Raw genomic sequence first — 17,132 nt, 5'->3', positions numbered from 1 at the left:
AACCCCATGCGACTGCGCAGCACCAGTCTCCTGCTCGCGTTCGGCCTGTCGCTGACCGCCGCGCCCGCGCTCGCCGCTCCCCCGCCGCCGAAGTCCTTCACAGTCGTGCTCAAGCTCCGCGACGGCGCCGAGCGGTTCGCCCTCGACGTGTCCACCCCCGGGAATCCGCTCTACGGCAAGTTCCTTAGCCCCGCCGAGTTCACCGCCCGCTACGCCCCGACCGCCGACCAGGTCACCCGCGTCCGGGCGCTCTTGGCCAAGTCGGGGTTCACCGTCGGCGAGACGGCGGAAGGCAACCGGTGGATCTCGGCGACGGCTTCCCCCGCGCGGCTCGCGCGAGCGGCGAGTCCGGACATCCTCGCGATCGCCGAGAACACCCCGTCGGTGGTGTCCACTTCGGACGCTCCCCGCAGCGCTGGCTGCTCGGGTTTCTGGGGTCAGCAGCACCAGGATCTCCCGGCGGCGTACGACCGGACGTCGTTCCCGACCACGCTGTGCGGTTACGGCGCCGATCAGCTGCAGACCGCCTACGACCTCAAGCCGTCTCTCGTCGCCGGGCGCGACGGCCACGGCGTCACCGTCGCGGTCATCGGCGTCTTCGACTCACCCACGGGGTTCAAGGACGCCAACGCCCACGCGACGGCCTACGGCCAGCCGCCGTTCGCCTCCGGCCAGTACACCCGCAAGCTGTTCAAGCCCTTCAGCCCGAGCGCGCCGTGCGGCGGCCGCAGCGCTTGGTACCGGTCGCAAACCCGTGACGTCGAAGCCGTCCACGCGGTCGCGCCGGGCGCCAAGGTGCTGTACGTCGGCGCGCGGGACTGCGCCGAGGGCATCGACGAGGCGCTCAACTGGGTGGTCCAGAACAAGCCCGCGACCATCGTGAGCAATTCCTACGTCTACCGCGGCGAGAACCTTCCGGCCGCCCAAATCCAGAAGACCCACTCACTGCTGGTCCAGGCGGCGGCCGAGGGAATCGGGTTCGTCTACGCCTCGGGTGACTCCGGCGACGAGACGATCAACGGCCTCCCCGCGCAGCCGGACTATCCGGCGTCGGATCCGCTGGTCACCGCGGTCGGCGGCACCAGCCTGGCGATCGACCAAGCGGGCAGGCGCCAGTTCGAGACCGGCTGGGGCACCGCGCTCAACCGCGTCGTCGCCGGCGCCTACCCGCTGCCCCAGCCGGGAACGTTCACGGCGGGTTCGGGCGGCGGCACGAGCACCCTGTTCGCCCAGCCCGACTACCAGCGCCGCAAGGTCCCGGCCGCGCTGTCACGCCGCTACGGCAGCGCTCCGATGCGCGTGACCCCGGACGTCGCGGCGGTCGCCGACCCGTACACCGGGTTCGTCATGGGCCAGACCGTCGGCGGCCAATTCGGGCTCTCCACGACGGGTGGAACCGAACTCGCCAGCTCGCTCTTCGCGGGGATCTTGGCACTGGCCAGCACGGACCGGCCGACGCCGATCGGCTTCGCCAACCCGTTGCTGTACAGCCTGAAAGCCGCTTCGTTCCACGACATCCTGCCCGACCGGGTCCCGCTCGGAGCGTCCACACCGGACGGATCCGCGCTCGTGACGTTCGACCGCGACTCCTCACTGAGCACCGGTTACGGATACGACGCGGTGACCGGCCTCGGCACCCCCGACGCCGGGTTCGTCACGGCGCTGGGGTCGTGAGTGTTCCGGCCGGTTAGAACCGGCCGGAACACTCACGAGGCTTCACCCCGTGAGGCGAGCTTGCGCTGGGTACGCGCAAGATCCCGAAGGCCGTAGAGCGCGAACAGCGGCTTGAGCGGCCACGCCTCCCCGAGCCGGTAGTCGGCGGCCCGCACCAGGCGTCCGGCGAGATCGGGACGCAGCTCACGCAGGTAGAGACGCGCCTTCTGGGCGTGCAGCGGGTTGGACACGATCTTGATCTGGTCGGCGTGCTCGATCAGCGGGACCACGTTCTCGACGTTCTGCCAGGTACTGCGCGACTCGGTCTCCACCTCGATCTTCCCGGTGAAACCGCACGCCTTGACCGCGTAGTCCGCCATGAGTACCGCCTCGGGCACGGAAGCCGCGCCGCTTCCGCCGGAGAAGATCACGGTCGTGCCCGCCAGCGTGGAGTCGACCGAGCGCAGCGCCGCCCGCACGCGCCACCGGTTCAGCACGTTCGCTTGCTCGCCGGTGTCGCGGTAGCCGAGCACGACCACCGCCTCGGTGCGCGCGGGCAGGCTCGCTCGCGTCAGGGCGCGGCTGGCCCGCCAGTGCACGAACTCACCCCACGCGGCCACGCCGAAAAGCCCCAGAGCCACCAGTGTTTTCCGGTTCATGGCCCGCGATCCTGCCACTCACGCGCTCGCGGCACGTCCACTCTCGTAGACTACTAAGCGGAGCGACGTTCCAAATATCATCGCGAGAGAGGACCACCAGGTGAGCACGCCCAAGCGCGCCGACGCCCGCCGCAACGAGAAGGCACTGCTCGACGCGGCCGCGTCGGTCTTCGTCACCGACGGCGTGGACGCCCCGGTCCGCCGCATCGCCGCCGAGGCGGGCGTCGGGATGGGCACGATCTACCGCCACTTCCCCACCCGCGCCGACCTCGTCGTCGCCGTCTACCGTCACCAGGTCGACGCCTGCGCCGAGGCGGGCCCCACCCTGCTCACGGAGGCGGCCTCCCCGTTCGCCGCGCTGGGTCAATGGGTGAGCCTCTTCGTGGACTTCCTGGTGACCAAACACGGCCTCGCCGCCGCGATGCGCGACGACCCCGACGGCTTCGCCACCCTCCACACGGTGTTCCTCGACCGCCTGGTCCCCGTGCTCGCGGACCTGCTCTCCGCCGCCCGCGACGCCGGGGAGGTCACGGCGGACATCACCGCTTACCAACTCCTTCGCGCGATCGGCGACATCTGCGCAGGCGCCGAGCGCGTCGACCCGGATTACGACGCGCGCGTGACCATCGATCTGCTCCTCAAGGGACTCTGCCCGAGCACATCGAACGTCGGTTGACAGCCAAGCGAACAAACCTCATCATGTTCGCACACTAGCGTGCTCGAAGTTGCTCGATTGTGCATCATTGCGCGCAGCTTCGATCATCCAGCCGAGGGAGTCCCACCATGCGTCCTGTCTTGGCCTTGACCGCCGCCGTGGCATTGCTCGGGGGTGGGCTCACCGCCGCCACCGCCGATCCACCGGCGAGCGGCTACACCGTGACCGTCGGGGCGAAGGGAAGCTGGACGCATCCGACCGACGCGCCCGCCGCGCCCTACCTCGACAAGGACGGCACCTTCTACTTCCAGCAGTCCGCCGCCCTCTACGGCGCGAACGACGTGCGGGAATGGGAGTTCTACACCGGCACGAACTTCGACGACGCCACGCGCTCCGCCGCGATCAGCGACGCGGTGAACCCGGCCAACAGCAAGGACCGCAACAACGACACCACCTGGCGCTGCAACAACAGCCCGACCGGCAAGGAGTCCACCGACCCGCCCGCGGGCTCGCGCTACTCGCAGAAGAACTTCTGCGACCTGGTCGGCACCTGGGTGGATCCGGACACCGGCGACTGGTATGGCTTGGTGCACAACGAATTCACGCCGCAGCCCTTCGGCGACGGCCTGCACTACGACGCGATCGACTACGCCGTGTCCAAGGACCAGGGCCGCACCTGGACGATCAAGGACCACGTGCTGACCTCCCCGTTCAGCACCCAACGCGGTGACACGGCGGCGTTCCCGAACCAGACCTACTACTACGGCGACGGCGACCAGCGGCTCTATGCCGACGTCGCGTCCGGCTACTTCTACGTCTTCTACGGCTCACGCGTGGTCGACAAGAGCGGGAGCTGGAAGGCGTTCTACGGCCATGTGGCGCGCTCGCCGATGTCGGCCAAGATGGCGCCGGGCTCCTGGCGGAAGTGGTACGACGGCGCGTGGTCGCAGCCCGGCGTCGGCGGCAAGGAGAGCAACCAGGTCCCGGTCGACGCGAACAACGCCACCGGCTACACCCCGCCCGCCAAGGAATACGACCCGGCGAACACCGGCAAGGCCGACGAGCAGATCGCGGCGGGCAAGATGCCGGCGACCTCACCGCTGTTCGTCATGGACATCACCTACAACGCCTACCTCGGGCTCTACCTCGGCGAACCGCAGGCGGTCGACCAGAGCGGCAACGCGCCGCAGCAGATCTATGCCACCGACGACCTCGCCTCCCAGAAGTGGCGCCTGATCGGCGACACCGGCGCCTACCACACGGCGTCGTGGTACCGCTGGTTCGTCGACAGCGCGAACAAGACGAGCTCCACCATCGTCGGCAAGAACTTCCGCGCCTACTGTTCCTTCGGCTGCTCCGGAAACTCCTCGGCGGAGTACATCAACCTCAGCGTGGACAACGCGACCCGGCCGCCCGCCCCGTTCGACCCGGCCAAGACCTACCGCATCGCCAGCGGTGACGGCCGGGTGCTCGCCCAGGTCTCCGGCAGCGAAGCGACCACCTCGGCGACGGGCTCCGGTTCCCCGTCGCAGTCGTGGACGTTCACCGGCAACGGCGACGGCTCGTACCGCATCACCAACGCCGCGTCCGGCGGATCGCTGGGTGTCGGCTCGTCCGGACCGGCCACCAGGGCCTGGGGCACCGCGCCGACGGTGACCTCGGGCAGCGCGGGCGTCGGGCAGCAGTGGTTCGTCATCCGCGGCGCGGGCGACACGTACCGCCTGGTCAACCGGTACAGCGGGCTCGTGCTCGGCCTGACCGGCACGGCCGCCGAAACGACCCCGGTCCGGCACTGGACCGGCGACGGCCGCACCGCCGCCCAGCAGACCCTGAGCGTCACGGCGACCGGCGACGCGGATCTCAGCGGCACGCGTGCCATCGCGACAGGCGGCAAGGCACTCGACGTCCCCGGGCACAGCACGACCGCGGGCACGAAGCTCATCACCTGGGCCACGAACGGCGGCGCCAACCAGCGCTGGCAGTTCACCCGCCAGGCGGACGGCTCCTACGAGCTGCGCAACATCGAATCCGGGCTGTGCGCGGACGTCGAAGGCGGCGCCACCACCGCGGGCGCGGCGATCATCCAGTGGACATGCACCGGCGGAACCAATCAGCACTGGATCGCCACCAAACAGTCCACTGGCGACTACACGTTCAAGTCCGTCAAGAGCACCCTGCTGCTGACCACCGCGTCGACCGCCAACGGCGCCGCGGTCACCCAGCAGGCCGACACCGGTTCGGCACTGCAACGCTGGTCGAGCCTCGCCGGCTGAGCGTGGCCCGGTCGTCTTGCCCGATCGGGCAAGACGACCGGGCGATCGGGAAGACCATGTTTGACCGCGGATGCCACCGCCCACCTCCCGGGTGGATCACTGGCATGAGAGGCGAAACAATGACGTTTTCCCGAATACTGCTCACCGCCGTCACCGTGGCCGCCGGGCTGGTCGCCGTGAGCCCGGCCGCCTCCGGCGTGCCAGAGACCATTCCCTTGCGGATCACCAACAATTCCGCCCGCGGCGACCAGGTCTACCTCTACGACATCGGCACCAGGCCAGACGGCCAGCAGGGCTGGGCCGACGCGGACGGCACCTTCCACGCCTGGCCAGCGGGCGGCAACCCGCCCATCCCCGCACCCGACGCGTCGATTCCCGGCCCGGCGGCAGGTCAGTCGATGACCATCCGGATGCCCAAGTTCTCCGGCCGCGTCTACTTCTCCTACGGCCGGAAGCTCTCCTTCAGCCTGGCCACCGGCGGCCTGGTCCAGCCCGCGGTCCAGAACCCGAGCGACCCGAACTCCGACATACTCTTCAATTGGACCGAGTACACCCTCAACGACGGCGGGCTGTACATCAACAGCACCCAGGTCGACATGTTCTCGGTGCCCTACGCGGTCGGAGTCCGCGCGGGCGACGGGTCCACCAGGACCACTGGGCACCTGAAGCCGGGCGGCTACCGCGGTTTCTTCGACGGCCTGCAAGGTGAGTGGCGCACACTGATCCAGACCCGTTCCGACGGCACGGTCCTGCGCGCACTCGCCCCCGGCAACGGCGCGCTGCCAGCCTCCATAATGGACGATTACGTGAACCGCGTCTGGTCGAAATACGCCGGTTCGGCACTGACCGTGACCCCGTTCGCCGACCGCCCCGACACCAAGTTCACCGGCAAGGTCTCCGGCGACACCATGGACTTCACCGACGGCTCCGGCGCGGTCGTCACCAGCTTCCGCAAGCCCGACTCCGACAGCATCTTCGGCTGCCACAAGCTCTTGGACGCCCCGAACGACCAGGTCCGCGGCCCGATCTCGCGGACACTGTGCGCGGGCTACAACCGCTCGACGCTCCTGACCAACCCGAACCAGCCGGACGCCGACGACTCGGGCTTCTACCGGGACGCCGTGACCAACCAGTACTCGCGCGACATCCACGCGCGGATGGTCGACGGCAAGGCCTACGGATTCGCTTTCGACGACGTCGGTCACCACGAATCGCTGGTCACTGATGGGAACCCGCAGGAAGCTTCGATCACGCTCGATCCGCTGGACTGATCCGGGCTCGGCGGCTTGCTCTGGGTTTGGGGTCTGTTGGGGTCAGATCTAGGGCGGTCCCGTATGGACATTTCCGCTCGTGGGGTCAGGTGGTGCTTGGGGTCGCTGCGGAAATATCCATACGGACCGGGGCACGGTGGTCAGATTTCGTTGTGGCTCACGAGAAATCCCGGCTGGTACTTGCTGCCCGCCTGCGTGGTGGGTCGGGCTGCCTTGGTCGTGGTGTGCGATGGCGGCGGTGAAGGTGATCGGTGGCGTGGTGGTCGGCGGCGTGATGGTGGCGGGGAGAGTGGTCGGCGATGTGGTGGTCGGCCGAGGTTTCTGAGTGGTCAGCCGGGGTCCCGGCGACTGCCCGAGTTTTGGTGGGCTCGCCCCGAGTTTGGTTGTCACCGGGGGTGCTTCGGTTGTTGTGCAGGCTTTTCGGCCGCTGGGTGGCCGAAAAGCCTGCGCAAGGGGCGGCCGGTCGGATCGCAGCGCTCCGCGCCCGTGCCTGGGTGGTGCTCTCAGGCCGCGGTGGTGCTCGCTGCGCACGCAACGGCCTAAGACACGACGCCGGAGGCGATGAAGCAGACCCCGCCAGCTGACCCGCGATGTGCTCCCTCGTGGGTCAGGTTCTGGTGGTATGGAGGTTGTTGCGGCGGGGTGTGCGTGCGGGGTCGATGAACGCCGGCGGGATGAACTCGGGATACCCGTCGCTGGCGATCCGCACCTCCCAGTCACTGTTGTGGATCAAACGGTGATGCTTGCCGCATACCAGCACGAGATTATCGATCCGGGTTTCCCCATGATGAGCCCAAAAAACAATATGGTGCGCCGTACATTGCTGCGGCGGCGCGTCGCAGCCCGGGAACGCGCACCCGCCGTCGCGGATCGCCAGCGCCCGCCGTTGCGCCGGTGTGGCGAGGCGCTGCGCCCTGCCCACATCGAGCGGTTCCCCATGCGAGCCCAGAGTCACCGGGATGACCTTGCAGTCACAGGCGAGCAGGCGCGCGTCGCTGGCGCTGATGTCCCCGACCAAATCCAGGCAGGCGCGCCCGATCCCGGTCTTGAGTTCGTCGAGGCCGACGGTGACCACGACGTGCACGCTGTCCCCAGCCTGACTCGGGATGTCCGGGTTGCCCATGCCGATCCGAACAAAGGTGGCGAACGCGTCCCCGAGCCGTTCCCACTGCGACCGCGTGTCGCGGCCTTCTTCTTCAGACGCGGGGCGGGGTTTGGCGAGTGGGTCCAGGGTTGCTTTGAGTCGGGCGATGGTTTCGGCGTCGGTTTTGATTTTTATGCCGTGGGTGCCGTCGCGGTGGCTCACGAACCCGAGTTCATGGCGCGGCTCGGCTGGGTCGGGATCTTTGGGTTCGCAGCCGTCGGGGTCGAGCCGGTCGCGCAGGTTCTTCGCGGCGTGGCTGATCTGGCGGGGTCCTGCCGTCCGGGCCAGGTTCACCAAAATCTGCTCCCCGGTCTCCCGATCTTCTGCTGAGACTGTGGGCGGGAGTGCACCCAGGGCGGCGATGATCGGATCCAGCTGCGCCGCTCCCAGATCCCCATTCAGCGCTGCCGCGGCGGCATGTGGCGCCAGCGCGGGAATCCGGGTGCCGCCGTCTTGGCGTGGGTTGAGGGCGCGGGCTCGGTCGACGCGGGCTTTGGCCTCGGAGTGCTTGATCTGCACCCAGTCCACCAGCATCCCCGGCACCGTCGCGTAGCCGGTTACCTCCTTCACGCCGCGGGATTCGATTTCGGTGAGGATTTGTCCTTGCTCGGCCTCCAGTCGTCGTCTTTCTCGTTCTCGGGCGACGTAGGCGAGCAGCAGCGTGTCTTTGTCGCAGCGCCACCACTCCGGTGCTGCGGTGTCAGGACTTTCGGTGCTGATCATGCATCCCACACTACGCGTGTTCAGAGTCATATGCCACTAGACACGCCGAGCTGGCCGACCCAGCGCCCAGGCGCGCAGCAAGTACCAGCCGGGGTTTCCGGTGAGCCACAACGAAAACCGACCACCGTGCCCTCGGTCCGTATGGATATTTCCGCGGCAACCCCAAACACCACCCGACCCCGGGAGCGGAAATGTCCATACGGGATGTCTTTAGATCCGACCCCCGACAGACCCACACCCCAGAGCAAGAAGCCGTCCCAACGCATCCGGCGAACGGATGCCCCCGGTTAGCCCGGGCGCCGCAATCGCAGAGCGTCTCAAGGATCCCGTGGTACTGATGTGCCCAAATCCACAGAGGAGGAATCCTTGCCCCACATCAACATCAAGTCCCCCGCCCCCGGCATCCGCGGCCTGTCCGAGTTCCGCCCAGAGACCGCCGGACCACTCGGCCTCCTCACCGAGACCCTCCTGCGCGGCAACGACTGCACCTTCTGCTCACTGAGCCACGGCGCCGCCGCGGCCACCGCACTCGACGACGGCACACACGTCATCGAGGCAACCCGGCGCAGCGTTGCCCCTGCCCCGCTTCCAGGCGCCGTTTCTCTCGTTCGCGGGCGACGTAGGCGAGCAGCAGCGTGTCTTTGTCGCAGCGCCACCACTCGGGTGGTGCTGCGGTGTCAGGACTTTCGGTGCTGATCATGCATTCCACACTACGCCCATCAAGAGTCATATGCCACTAGACGCGCCGGGCTGGCCGACCCCACGCCCAGGCGGTCCGCAAGTACCGGCCGGGGCTTCCGTTGAGCCACAACGAAATCCGACCACCGTGCCCCGATCCGTATGGATATTTCCGCAGCGACCCCAAACGCCACCCGACCCCGGGAGCGGAAATGTCCATACGGGATGTCTTTAGATCCGACCCAGCCTGATCTTTCGCCATGCGTGAACAAACGCCTTCAAGAGCCAGTTTTCCGTTAGGTTCAAACCGAACCAAAGGAGGCATTGGTGATCGAGATCCCCCGGGCGAGGCACATCCTGCCGACCTACACCGAGCGCACCAGTTACGGCGTCGCGGAGACGAATCCGTACAACAAGCTTTACGAGGAACGGATCGTCTTCCTAGGAGTCCAGGTCGACGATGCCTCGGCCAGCGACATCATGGCCCAGCTCCTTCACCTCGAGGGCGAGGATCCGGACCGCGACATCGAGTTGTACATCAACTCACCCGGCGGTTCGCTCACCGCGATGATGGCCATCTACGACACGATGCAGTACATCCGGCCGAAAATCCGGACCGTGTGCCTCGGGCAGGCGGCGCTGGCGGCCGCGCTGCTGCTGGCCGCCGGGGAGCCGGGGATGCGGACTTGCCTGCCCAATGCGCGGGCGCTCATTCAGCAGCCGACGAGTGAACCGTTGCACGGGCATATCTCGGACATGGAAATCCAAGCGGCCGAAATGCTGCGGACGCGGCGGCGGATGGAAACGACGCTCGCCAAGCATACCGGGAATTCCGCGGAGCGGATTCATGCCGATATCGAGCGGGCGAAGATTCTCACCGCGGACGAAATGAAGGACTATGGCATCGTCGATGAGGTGGTCGCCTATCGTAAGGCGAATTGAGCCTCGAGCAGTGGCAGCCGGACCGAGGCGTGCGGGATGATGCCGCGCTCGGCCAGTGCCGCCTTGGCCATGATGGCTCCCTGGGACGTGCGCATGATGGTTTCCACCAGCGGGATCAGCTCGGTCTGGAGCACCTGGGCCGACTTGAGGTCGCCGTCCCGGACCGCTTGGATCAGCTGGGCGTTGCGGTCGGCGACGATGTTGCCCACCACGCTGACGACGCCCGTCGCGCCGCACGCCAGATACGGCAGGTTGAGTTCGTCGATGCCGCAGTAGTAGGCCAGCGGGCCGGTGGCCATCACGGACATTGCTTCGAAGAGGTCGCCCTTGGCGTCCTTGACCGCGCGGATCCGAGGGTGGCGTGCGAGTTCGAGCAAGGTCGACGGTTCCATCGCGAGCCCGGTGCGGGCGGGGACGTCGTAGAGCATCACGGGTAACTCGGTCGCGTCGGCGACCGCCGTGCAGTGCGCGATCACTCCGGCCTGGGTCGGGCGGGAGTAGTACGGGCAGACGAGCAGCAGACCATCGGCGCCCGCGGCCTCGGCTTCGCGGGCGCGGCGGACACTGGTGACCGTGTCGTAGGTGCCGACGCCCGCGATCACCTTGGCGCGGCCGGCAGCCAGACCGGCGACCGTGCGGATGAGGTCGGACGACTCGGTGTCGGTCAGGGTGGGTGACTCGCCGGTGGTGCCCGCGACGACGATGCCGTCGCAGCCGGTGGCGAGCAGATGGTCGACGAGGGCGGTGACACCCGGCCAGCAGACGGCGCCGCCGGGTTCCATCGGCGTCACCATGGCGACGAGGTTGGTGCCGAAGAGCAGATCGGTCATGAACAAGACCCTGCCCGGCTTGATACCTGTGGTCCAGCGATGCTTTTTTGACGATATTGCGTAGCCTGGCTTCATGATCGATGTCGGGGCGCTCAGAGCTTTGCGGTCGGTGGCGGCGCTGGGGACGCTGGCGCGCGCCGCCGAGGAGCTGGGGTTCACTGCGTCGGCGGTGTCGCAGCAGATCAAGCGGCTGGAACGCGAAGTCGGCGTGCCGCTGCTCGCGCAGGCCGGGCGCGGGGTCGTGCTGACCCCGGCCGGGCAGTCACTCGCCGACTCGGCGCCCGAGGTGTTCCAGGCGCTCGAACGCTGCGCCGAGGCCGCCCGGTCCGTTTCCGCAGGCGCGCCGCGCGGGGTGCTCCGGGTGGCCGCGTTCTCGACCGCGATCCGGGGCTTGCTCGCGCCCGCCATGCCAAGCCTTGCGAAACAGAACCCGGACCTGCGGCTGACCATCACCGAGCAGGATCCCGATCAGGCCTTGCACAGCGTCGACGCCGGGACGGCCGATCTCGCGCTCGTCCACGACGCCGATGGCCTGCCCGCTCCCCTGCCGCCTTCGCTCACCCAGCGGCGGCTGCACACCGATGTCGGCGATGTCGTCATGAGCCGAGCGCATCCGTTGGCCCAGGCGGACCGGCCGCTCACCGGCGCCGACCTGGCGGGCCAGGTGTGGGTGACGAGCCCGCCCGGCACGGTCTGCCACCAGTGGTTCCGGCGGCTGTTCGCGGACGCGCGCGAGGAGCCCGACGTGCGGCACCTGGTCGACGATTTCGCCACCCAGCTGTCGCTGGTGGCCGGCGGTGAGGTGATCGCGCTGATCCCCCGCCTCGCCAGGCCGCCGCTGGGCGCCGGGCTCGTCGCCCGTCCGCTGCGCAGGCAGCCGAAACGCGAGGTCCGCGCGGCGTGGCGGCTCAGCGCCGACGCCAGTCCCGCGATCCAAGCCGTGCTCGCCCACCTGGAAGATCGGCTAGGGTGAATCGGGTGAGCGGCGGGACGAAGCAGGGGCGGCTGTCGCCGTACCGGTCCGCGCTGCTCGTTCTCCTGCAGGTGCTGGCCGCTTTCGTGGTCGCCACCCCGGCCGCCTCCCCGGCGCCCGTACGCGGCATCACGGCGGGCACGGTCGCGAAGGCCGAAGCGCCGGGATTCGTCACCCGCTTCACCGCCACCGCCCAGGCCGACCAGCCGGGCCACACCCCGATCGACCTCCCGCCCGGCACCGCGCGGGCCGATCAGCGAGGCCACGCGGAACCCGCCGCGCTGGCACCACACCGTGAGCCGGCGACCACCGGCGAAGGCCCGGTCGGCGGGCGCGCACCTCCCAGCGGCAACGGAATCTGACGACACCGTTCACTCCGTTTCGCTGGAGGTTTTCCCTATGCCGCGCCCTTCCGCGCGGCGAGGTCTGCTGGTGAGGGGCTTACTGTCCCTTGCCGTACTCGCCGCGTCCGCTTTTCTCCTGCTCACCAGCCAGCCCCGCCTCGGACTCGATCTCAAGGGCGGCACCCAGATCGTCCTGGAAACCCACGACTCCCCGACCATGAAGGCCGACGCCAAGGCCACCGACGACGCGATGGAGGTGATCCGCCGCCGCGTCGACGCGCTGGGCGTGGCCGAGCCGGTGCTCGCCAGATCGGGCGACAACCGCATCCTCGTGGAACTGCCGGGTGTCCAAGATCCCCAGGAGGCCATCGACATCCTCGGCCGCACCGCCCAGCTTTCGATGCGGCCGGTGCTCGGCACCCCGGGCCAGACCGTCCAAGATGGACAGAAAGTGCTCACCGACGAGGCCGGGCAACCGCTGCTGCTCGGCCCGATCGCGCTCACCGGCCAAGGCGTCAAGAACGCGCAGGCGGTGAACGATTCGACCACCGGACGCTGGGTCGTTTCGATGACCTTGCAGGACACGTCCGCGTGGCAGAAGCTCACGGCCGACGCGGCGTGCGCGCCGTCCGGGGCGCCCGCGCGCCGGGTCGCCATCGTGGTGGACGACAAGATCGTGTCCGCGCCGCAGATGGATCAGTCGATCCGCTGCGGGGCCGGGATCATCGGCGACACCACGCAGATCACCGGTGACTTCACGCGCGCCGAAGCGCAGGAGCTCGCGCTGGTGATCCGCTCGGGCGCGCTGCCGGTGCCGGTCGAGGTCGCCGAGCAGCGAGTGGTCGGGCCGACGCTCGGCGCCGAGGCGATCAAGAGCAGCGCGATCGCCGCGCTTGCCGGGCTCACGCTCACCGCGGCGTTCCTGCTGCTCGCCTACCGGCTGGCGGGGTTGCTCGCGATCCTGGCACTGCTCGGCTACGCGGCCGTTTCGTACTCCGTGCTCCTGGCGCTCGGGGCGACTTTGACGCTCCCGGGGCTCGCGGGATTCGTGCTCGCGATCGGGATGGCCATCGACGCCAACATCCTGATCTTCGAACGGGCACGGGAGGAATACACGACACCGAGACGGCTGCCTCGCGCGGCGAGCGTGGGGTTCCGGCGCGCGCTCACGGCCATCACCGACACCAACATCACCACGGTCATCGCGGCCGGGTTGCTGTTCTGGCTCGCCGCCGGGCCGGTGAAGGGCTTCGGCGTGACGCTGGTGATCGGCGTGCTGTCGTCGTTGTTCAGCGCGCTCGTCCTCGGCCAGGTCCTGCTGGAATTGGCCGCACGGAACGGTTTCGTCCAAAAGCATCCGGGGATGACCGGGCTGGCCAGGTTCAGCCGCGTGCGGATCTGGCTCACCACCAAGGTTCCGCAGCTGTTCCGCAGGCCACGGCGCTGGCTCGCCGCCGGGCTGCTGCTGGTCGCGGTGTGCGCGGCCGGGGTCGCGACGCACGGGCTCAACCTCGGCGTCGAGTTCACCGGCGGGCGGATGATCGAGTACACCGCCCAGCATCCGGTGGATCCCGGCCAGGTGCGGGCCGCGCTGACCGAGGCCGGGTTCGACCGCGCGGTGGTGGCCTCGTCCGGGGACAGCACGGTCACCGTGCGCACCGAGCCGATCGACGAGGCCACCGCCGGGAAGATCAAGGCGGTGGTGGACGGCGCGACCGGCGGCGCGCAACAGACCCGCGACGACCAGATCGGCCCGAGTGTCGGCGCCGAACTGCGCACCAAGGCGGTGCTCGCGCTGGGACTCGCGGTCGCGGCGCAGCTGGGCTATTTGGCGGTGCGGTTCGATTGGCGGCTCGGACTGGCGACCGTGGCCTCGCTGGTCGCGGACGTCGTGGTGGTCGTCGGCGCGTTCGCCTGGCTGGGAAAACCGGTCGACGGCGTGTTCCTCGCGGCGCTGCTCACCGTGATCGGGCTTTCGGTCAACGACTCGGTGGTGGTGTTCGACCGGCTCCGCGAACTGCGTGCCGCGCGGCCGAAGGACGGTTTCGCCTCGGTGATGAGCGCGGCGGTGCTGCAAACGTTGCCGCGCACGGTGAACACCTGCCTCGGCGTGCTGTTCATGCTGCTCGCACTGCTGGTGCTCGGTGACGGTTCGCTCGCCGATTTCGCGGTGGCGCTGCTGATCGGGCTGGTGGCGGGCACGGCATCGACCGTGCTCACCGCGGCGCCGGTCGCGATCATGCTCGACGCGCGGCGGGGCGCATAAAACCCGGTGGGCCGGAAAGGAATTTCCGGCCCACCGGACAGTACTGTCCGCAAAAAGATTTTCCGGGACATAAATGGCTTTCCACCATACCGATGAAATGGCCCGGTGAACCAATACCAAATTGGCCTTTGCGCGGGTAGTCTCCGTTCGTCCCACAAGCTGGAGGTCTGAATGGACTCAGGTTTTCGACACCAGGGCTGCGTCTACGGCAGTGACGCTGAGTTCCTCGCGATGGCCGTTCCCTTCGCCGAGGACGGCCTGCGGGACGAAGAACCGGTGCTCGTCGCCACCACGGCCGCGAACGTGGCCCTGCTCCGCGCCGCGCTGGGCGCCGGCGCGGACCGGCTCGACTACGCCGAACGCCCGGACGCGGTGCGGCGCTACTGGTCCCGGCGCGGGCCCGCCGTGCCCGGCGCCCGCGTGCGCATCCTTTCCGAGCAGACCTGGACCGGCCGCTCCCGCCGCAAGGTGATCGCCTCGCAGCGCTGGGAAGCCAAGCTCAACGTGCTGCTGGCAGGCACCAGGATCTGGATGATCTGCCCGTATGACACCAGGGTCGTCGAACCCGGCATCGTCGAAGGCGCCCGCCGCACCCATCCCGAATGCGTGGTCGGCCGCCGCACCGAGCCGTCGGCGCAGTTCATCGCGCCCGAGGAGTTCGCCAGGTCCCAGACCTCGCCGCCGGCACCGGGCAGCGCCGCCGACCTGTTCCGGTTCGAGGGCGACCTCGTCGCCGTGCGGCGGCATGTGCTCGAGAAGGCCACACCGATCCTGGTCGCGGAGAACACGGTCGCGATGTTCGACATCGCCGTCGGCGAAGTGCTCGCCAAGCTGGTCGAGCGGGGCGTCGGCCGGGTGACCGTCTGGGTGCGCGCCGCCGCCGGGCGGGTCGTCTGCACGCTGCACACCGATCAGCCGCTGCGGCCGCCCGCGCTGCACCAGGCCGACGCCGGACTGTGGATGTCCAACCAGATCTGCGAGTGGCTCGACATCAGCTCCGACGCCGACGGCTGCACCATCGAGCTCGCCATGCCCGGCCGCGCCGCACTGGACACCAGCCCCGCCAAGCGGGAAGACCTCGGCTTCGGCGTCTGAGCCGGACACAACTGGCTCACTGCAGCCGGACGTCGCCGAACCTTTCCTGGATGCGGCGCAGCTCGCGCAGCCGGGGCTCGGTCTGCCCGCCGAGCCAGCGGCCGACCGTCTTCGGTGACACACCGAGCTGGTCGGCCGCCATCTCCCTGGTGATCCCCTTGCCGCGCAAGGTTTCCGCCATCCATTCGGCGAACGTCGCGGTGGGCTCCGGCCCCTCGGGCTCGGGCGGCGCCTGCCGCGGTGTCTCCGCAGGGAGCACATCGAATTCGACACGATTCGGATAACGACGGCAGGAAACCTGGATCATGCCCGACCCCGCCGCCTCGAGAAGCGCGCTGTAGATCGTTTTCCCGACTTCGCGGCTGTCGACCTCGGTGAGCGGGGAATCCGAAAGGCAACGGCGGAGAAAGCTCTGTATTTCCGGGACCGACGACGGCCTGGCGGGGAAAACGCTGGTCGTGATCACCACCGGCAGCACCTCGATCGACTCCCCGCGCGACGGCCCGGCCGATTCGATCACGCCCTCAGCATACCTTGCCGACGTCGGCACACAGGACTACGGTGAGCGACTTCCGAGAATTGAATCGCCAGGGAAGGTGTTCCATGGTCACGGCCCAGCGCGGCAATTTCCCACCGCCCATCCATATATTGTGGATGAATGGTGGCCTGAGCTGCGACGGTGACTCGGTGGCATTGACCGCGGCGACCCAGCCCAGCATCGAAGAGATCATTCTCGGCGGAATGCCGGGGCTGCCCAAGGTCGAATTGCACTGGCCTTTCCTTGATTATCAATGCGGCCCCGACGGCAGTACCGGCAGTTTCCTCGAGTGGTGGCACCGGGCGGACCGCGGCGAGCTGGACCCGTTCATCCTGGTGGTCGAGGGATCCATCCCCGACGAGACCAACAAGCCGGACGGGTATTGGTGCGCCTTCGGCAACGACCCCGAGACCGGGCAGCCGATGACCACCAACACCTGGCTGGACCGGTTGGCACCCCAGGCTTTGGCGATCTTGGCGGTCGGCACCTGCGCCAGCTACGGCGGCGTGCACGCCATGGCCGGTAACCCGACCGGTGCCATGGGCGTGCCCGATTATCTCGGCTGGGACTGGAAGTCCAAGGCGGGCCTGCCCGTCATCTGCCTGCCCGGCTGCCCCGTGCAGCCGGACAACCTCACGGAAACCTTGCTGCAGCTGCTCTTCCAGGCTTCCGGGCCGGCGCCGCAGCTCGCGCTCGACGAGGCGTTGCGCCCGAAATGGCTATTCGGGAACACCGTCCACGAGGGCTGCGACCGCGCGGGCTACTACGAGCAGGAAGAGTTCGCCGACCGCTACGACTCGCCGAAATGCCTGGTCAAACTCGGCTGCTGGGGTCAGGTGGTCAAATGCAACGTGCCCAAACGCGGCTGGATCAACGGGGTCGGCGGCTGCCCGAACGTCGGCGGCATCTGCATCGGCTGCACCATGCCCGGCTTCCCCGACAAGTTCATGCCGTTCATGGAGGACCCGGCGGGCATCGCCGCGCCCAGCGCGGTGAGCACCGTGTCCGGCTCCGCCATCCGCATCCTGCGTGAGATCAGGATGAACGCTCCTTCGCAAGGCAGGACCGGTTACTCGACCCATTGGTGA

The 17,132-nt window shown here is 68.6% G+C and carries 15 protein-coding genes; 10 read left to right on the top strand and 5 right to left on the bottom strand.

The features are described 5' to 3' along the window. Positions 1-6 precede the first annotated feature (6 nt). Complete coding sequence (locus BLV57_RS03570) at positions 7-1,674, top strand: S53 family peptidase (RefSeq protein ID WP_091286503.1); 1,668 nt, start codon at positions 7-9, stop codon at positions 1,672-1,674. A 32-nt stretch (positions 1,675-1,706) separates the two neighbouring features. On the opposite strand, the gene BLV57_RS03565 is transcribed toward BLV57_RS03570, so the two are convergent. Beyond that, positions 1,707-2,312, bottom strand: a complete 606-nt coding sequence (locus BLV57_RS03565) for a YdcF family protein (RefSeq protein ID WP_091286501.1) — start codon at positions 2,310-2,312, stop codon at positions 1,707-1,709. 100 nt (positions 2,313-2,412) lie between these two features. Between BLV57_RS03565 and BLV57_RS03560 the strand changes: the two genes are divergently transcribed. The 3 genes from BLV57_RS03560 to BLV57_RS03550 all read left to right on the top strand — a co-directional run bounded on the left by BLV57_RS03560 (position 2,413) and on the right by BLV57_RS03550 (position 6,511). Continuing rightward, positions 2,413-2,988 (top strand): TetR/AcrR family transcriptional regulator, encoded by a 576-nt coding sequence (locus tag BLV57_RS03560; protein WP_091286499.1) that lies wholly within the window; start codon positions 2,413-2,415, stop codon positions 2,986-2,988. A 107-nt stretch (positions 2,989-3,095) separates the two neighbouring features. Further along, the gene (locus tag BLV57_RS03555; protein ID WP_091286496.1) at positions 3,096-5,240 is read left to right on the top strand and encodes an RICIN domain-containing protein; all 2,145 of its coding nucleotides are present in this window, start codon (positions 3,096-3,098) and stop codon (positions 5,238-5,240) included. Positions 5,241-5,344: 104 nt separating this feature from the next. Next, positions 5,345-6,511: a glycoside hydrolase family 64 protein gene (locus BLV57_RS03550; protein WP_091286494.1), complete on the top strand. Its 1,167-nt coding sequence runs from the start codon at positions 5,345-5,347 to the stop codon at positions 6,509-6,511. 607 nt (positions 6,512-7,118) lie between these two features. Here BLV57_RS03550 and BLV57_RS03545 read toward each other — a convergent pair. Continuing rightward, positions 7,119-8,378, bottom strand: coding sequence for an HNH endonuclease signature motif containing protein (locus BLV57_RS03545; RefSeq protein WP_091286492.1), 1,260 nt, complete (start codon positions 8,376-8,378; stop codon positions 7,119-7,121). A 547-nt stretch (positions 8,379-8,925) separates the two neighbouring features. After that, complete coding sequence (locus BLV57_RS43160; RefSeq protein ID WP_176968481.1) at positions 8,926-9,078, bottom strand: hypothetical protein; 153 nt, start codon at positions 9,076-9,078, stop codon at positions 8,926-8,928. Between the two features lie 305 nt (positions 9,079-9,383). On the opposite strand from BLV57_RS43160, the gene BLV57_RS03540 reads away from it, so the two are divergent. After that, the gene (locus BLV57_RS03540) at positions 9,384-9,998 is read left to right on the top strand and encodes an ATP-dependent Clp protease proteolytic subunit (RefSeq protein ID WP_245757135.1); all 615 of its coding nucleotides are present in this window, start codon (positions 9,384-9,386) and stop codon (positions 9,996-9,998) included. Here BLV57_RS03540 and dapA read toward each other — a convergent pair. Then, complete coding sequence (dapA, locus tag BLV57_RS03535) at positions 9,980-10,828, bottom strand: 4-hydroxy-tetrahydrodipicolinate synthase (protein WP_091287852.1); 849 nt, start codon at positions 10,826-10,828, stop codon at positions 9,980-9,982. The two genes, BLV57_RS03540 and dapA, sit on opposite strands and share 19 nt — an antisense overlap. A gap of 73 nt (positions 10,829-10,901) precedes the next feature. On the opposite strand from dapA, the gene BLV57_RS03530 reads away from it, so the two are divergent. The 4 genes from BLV57_RS03530 to BLV57_RS03515 all read left to right on the top strand — a co-directional run bounded on the left by BLV57_RS03530 (position 10,902) and on the right by BLV57_RS03515 (position 15,506). After that, positions 10,902-11,801, top strand: coding sequence for a LysR family transcriptional regulator (locus BLV57_RS03530; protein ID WP_091286488.1), 900 nt, complete (start codon positions 10,902-10,904; stop codon positions 11,799-11,801). 5 nt (positions 11,802-11,806) lie between these two features. Further along, complete coding sequence (locus BLV57_RS03525; protein WP_143046967.1) at positions 11,807-12,163, top strand: hypothetical protein; 357 nt, start codon at positions 11,807-11,809, stop codon at positions 12,161-12,163. Positions 12,164-12,233: 70 nt separating this feature from the next. Further along, positions 12,234-14,411: a protein translocase subunit SecD gene (gene secD, locus BLV57_RS03520; protein WP_342741156.1), complete on the top strand. Its 2,178-nt coding sequence runs from the start codon at positions 12,234-12,236 to the stop codon at positions 14,409-14,411. A 171-nt stretch (positions 14,412-14,582) separates the two neighbouring features. Further along, entirely contained in the window at positions 14,583-15,506 is a 924-nt protein-coding gene (locus tag BLV57_RS03515; RefSeq protein WP_091286482.1) for an MEDS domain-containing protein, read from the top strand. Between the two features lie 16 nt (positions 15,507-15,522). Here the strand turns inward: BLV57_RS03515 and BLV57_RS03510 are convergent, their stop codons facing one another. Further along, positions 15,523-16,026 (bottom strand): helix-turn-helix domain-containing protein, encoded by a 504-nt coding sequence (locus BLV57_RS03510; protein ID WP_091286481.1) that lies wholly within the window; start codon positions 16,024-16,026, stop codon positions 15,523-15,525. Between the two features lie 83 nt (positions 16,027-16,109). Between BLV57_RS03510 and BLV57_RS03505 the strand changes: the two genes are divergently transcribed. Beyond that, complete coding sequence (locus tag BLV57_RS03505) at positions 16,110-17,132, top strand: NADH-quinone oxidoreductase subunit B family protein (protein ID WP_091286478.1); 1,023 nt, start codon at positions 16,110-16,112, stop codon at positions 17,130-17,132.

Source organism: Amycolatopsis xylanica, assembly GCF_900107045.1.
Classification (GTDB): domain Bacteria; phylum Actinomycetota; class Actinomycetes; order Mycobacteriales; family Pseudonocardiaceae; genus Amycolatopsis; species Amycolatopsis xylanica.
This window is presented reverse-complemented; position numbering and strand designations above follow the sequence as displayed.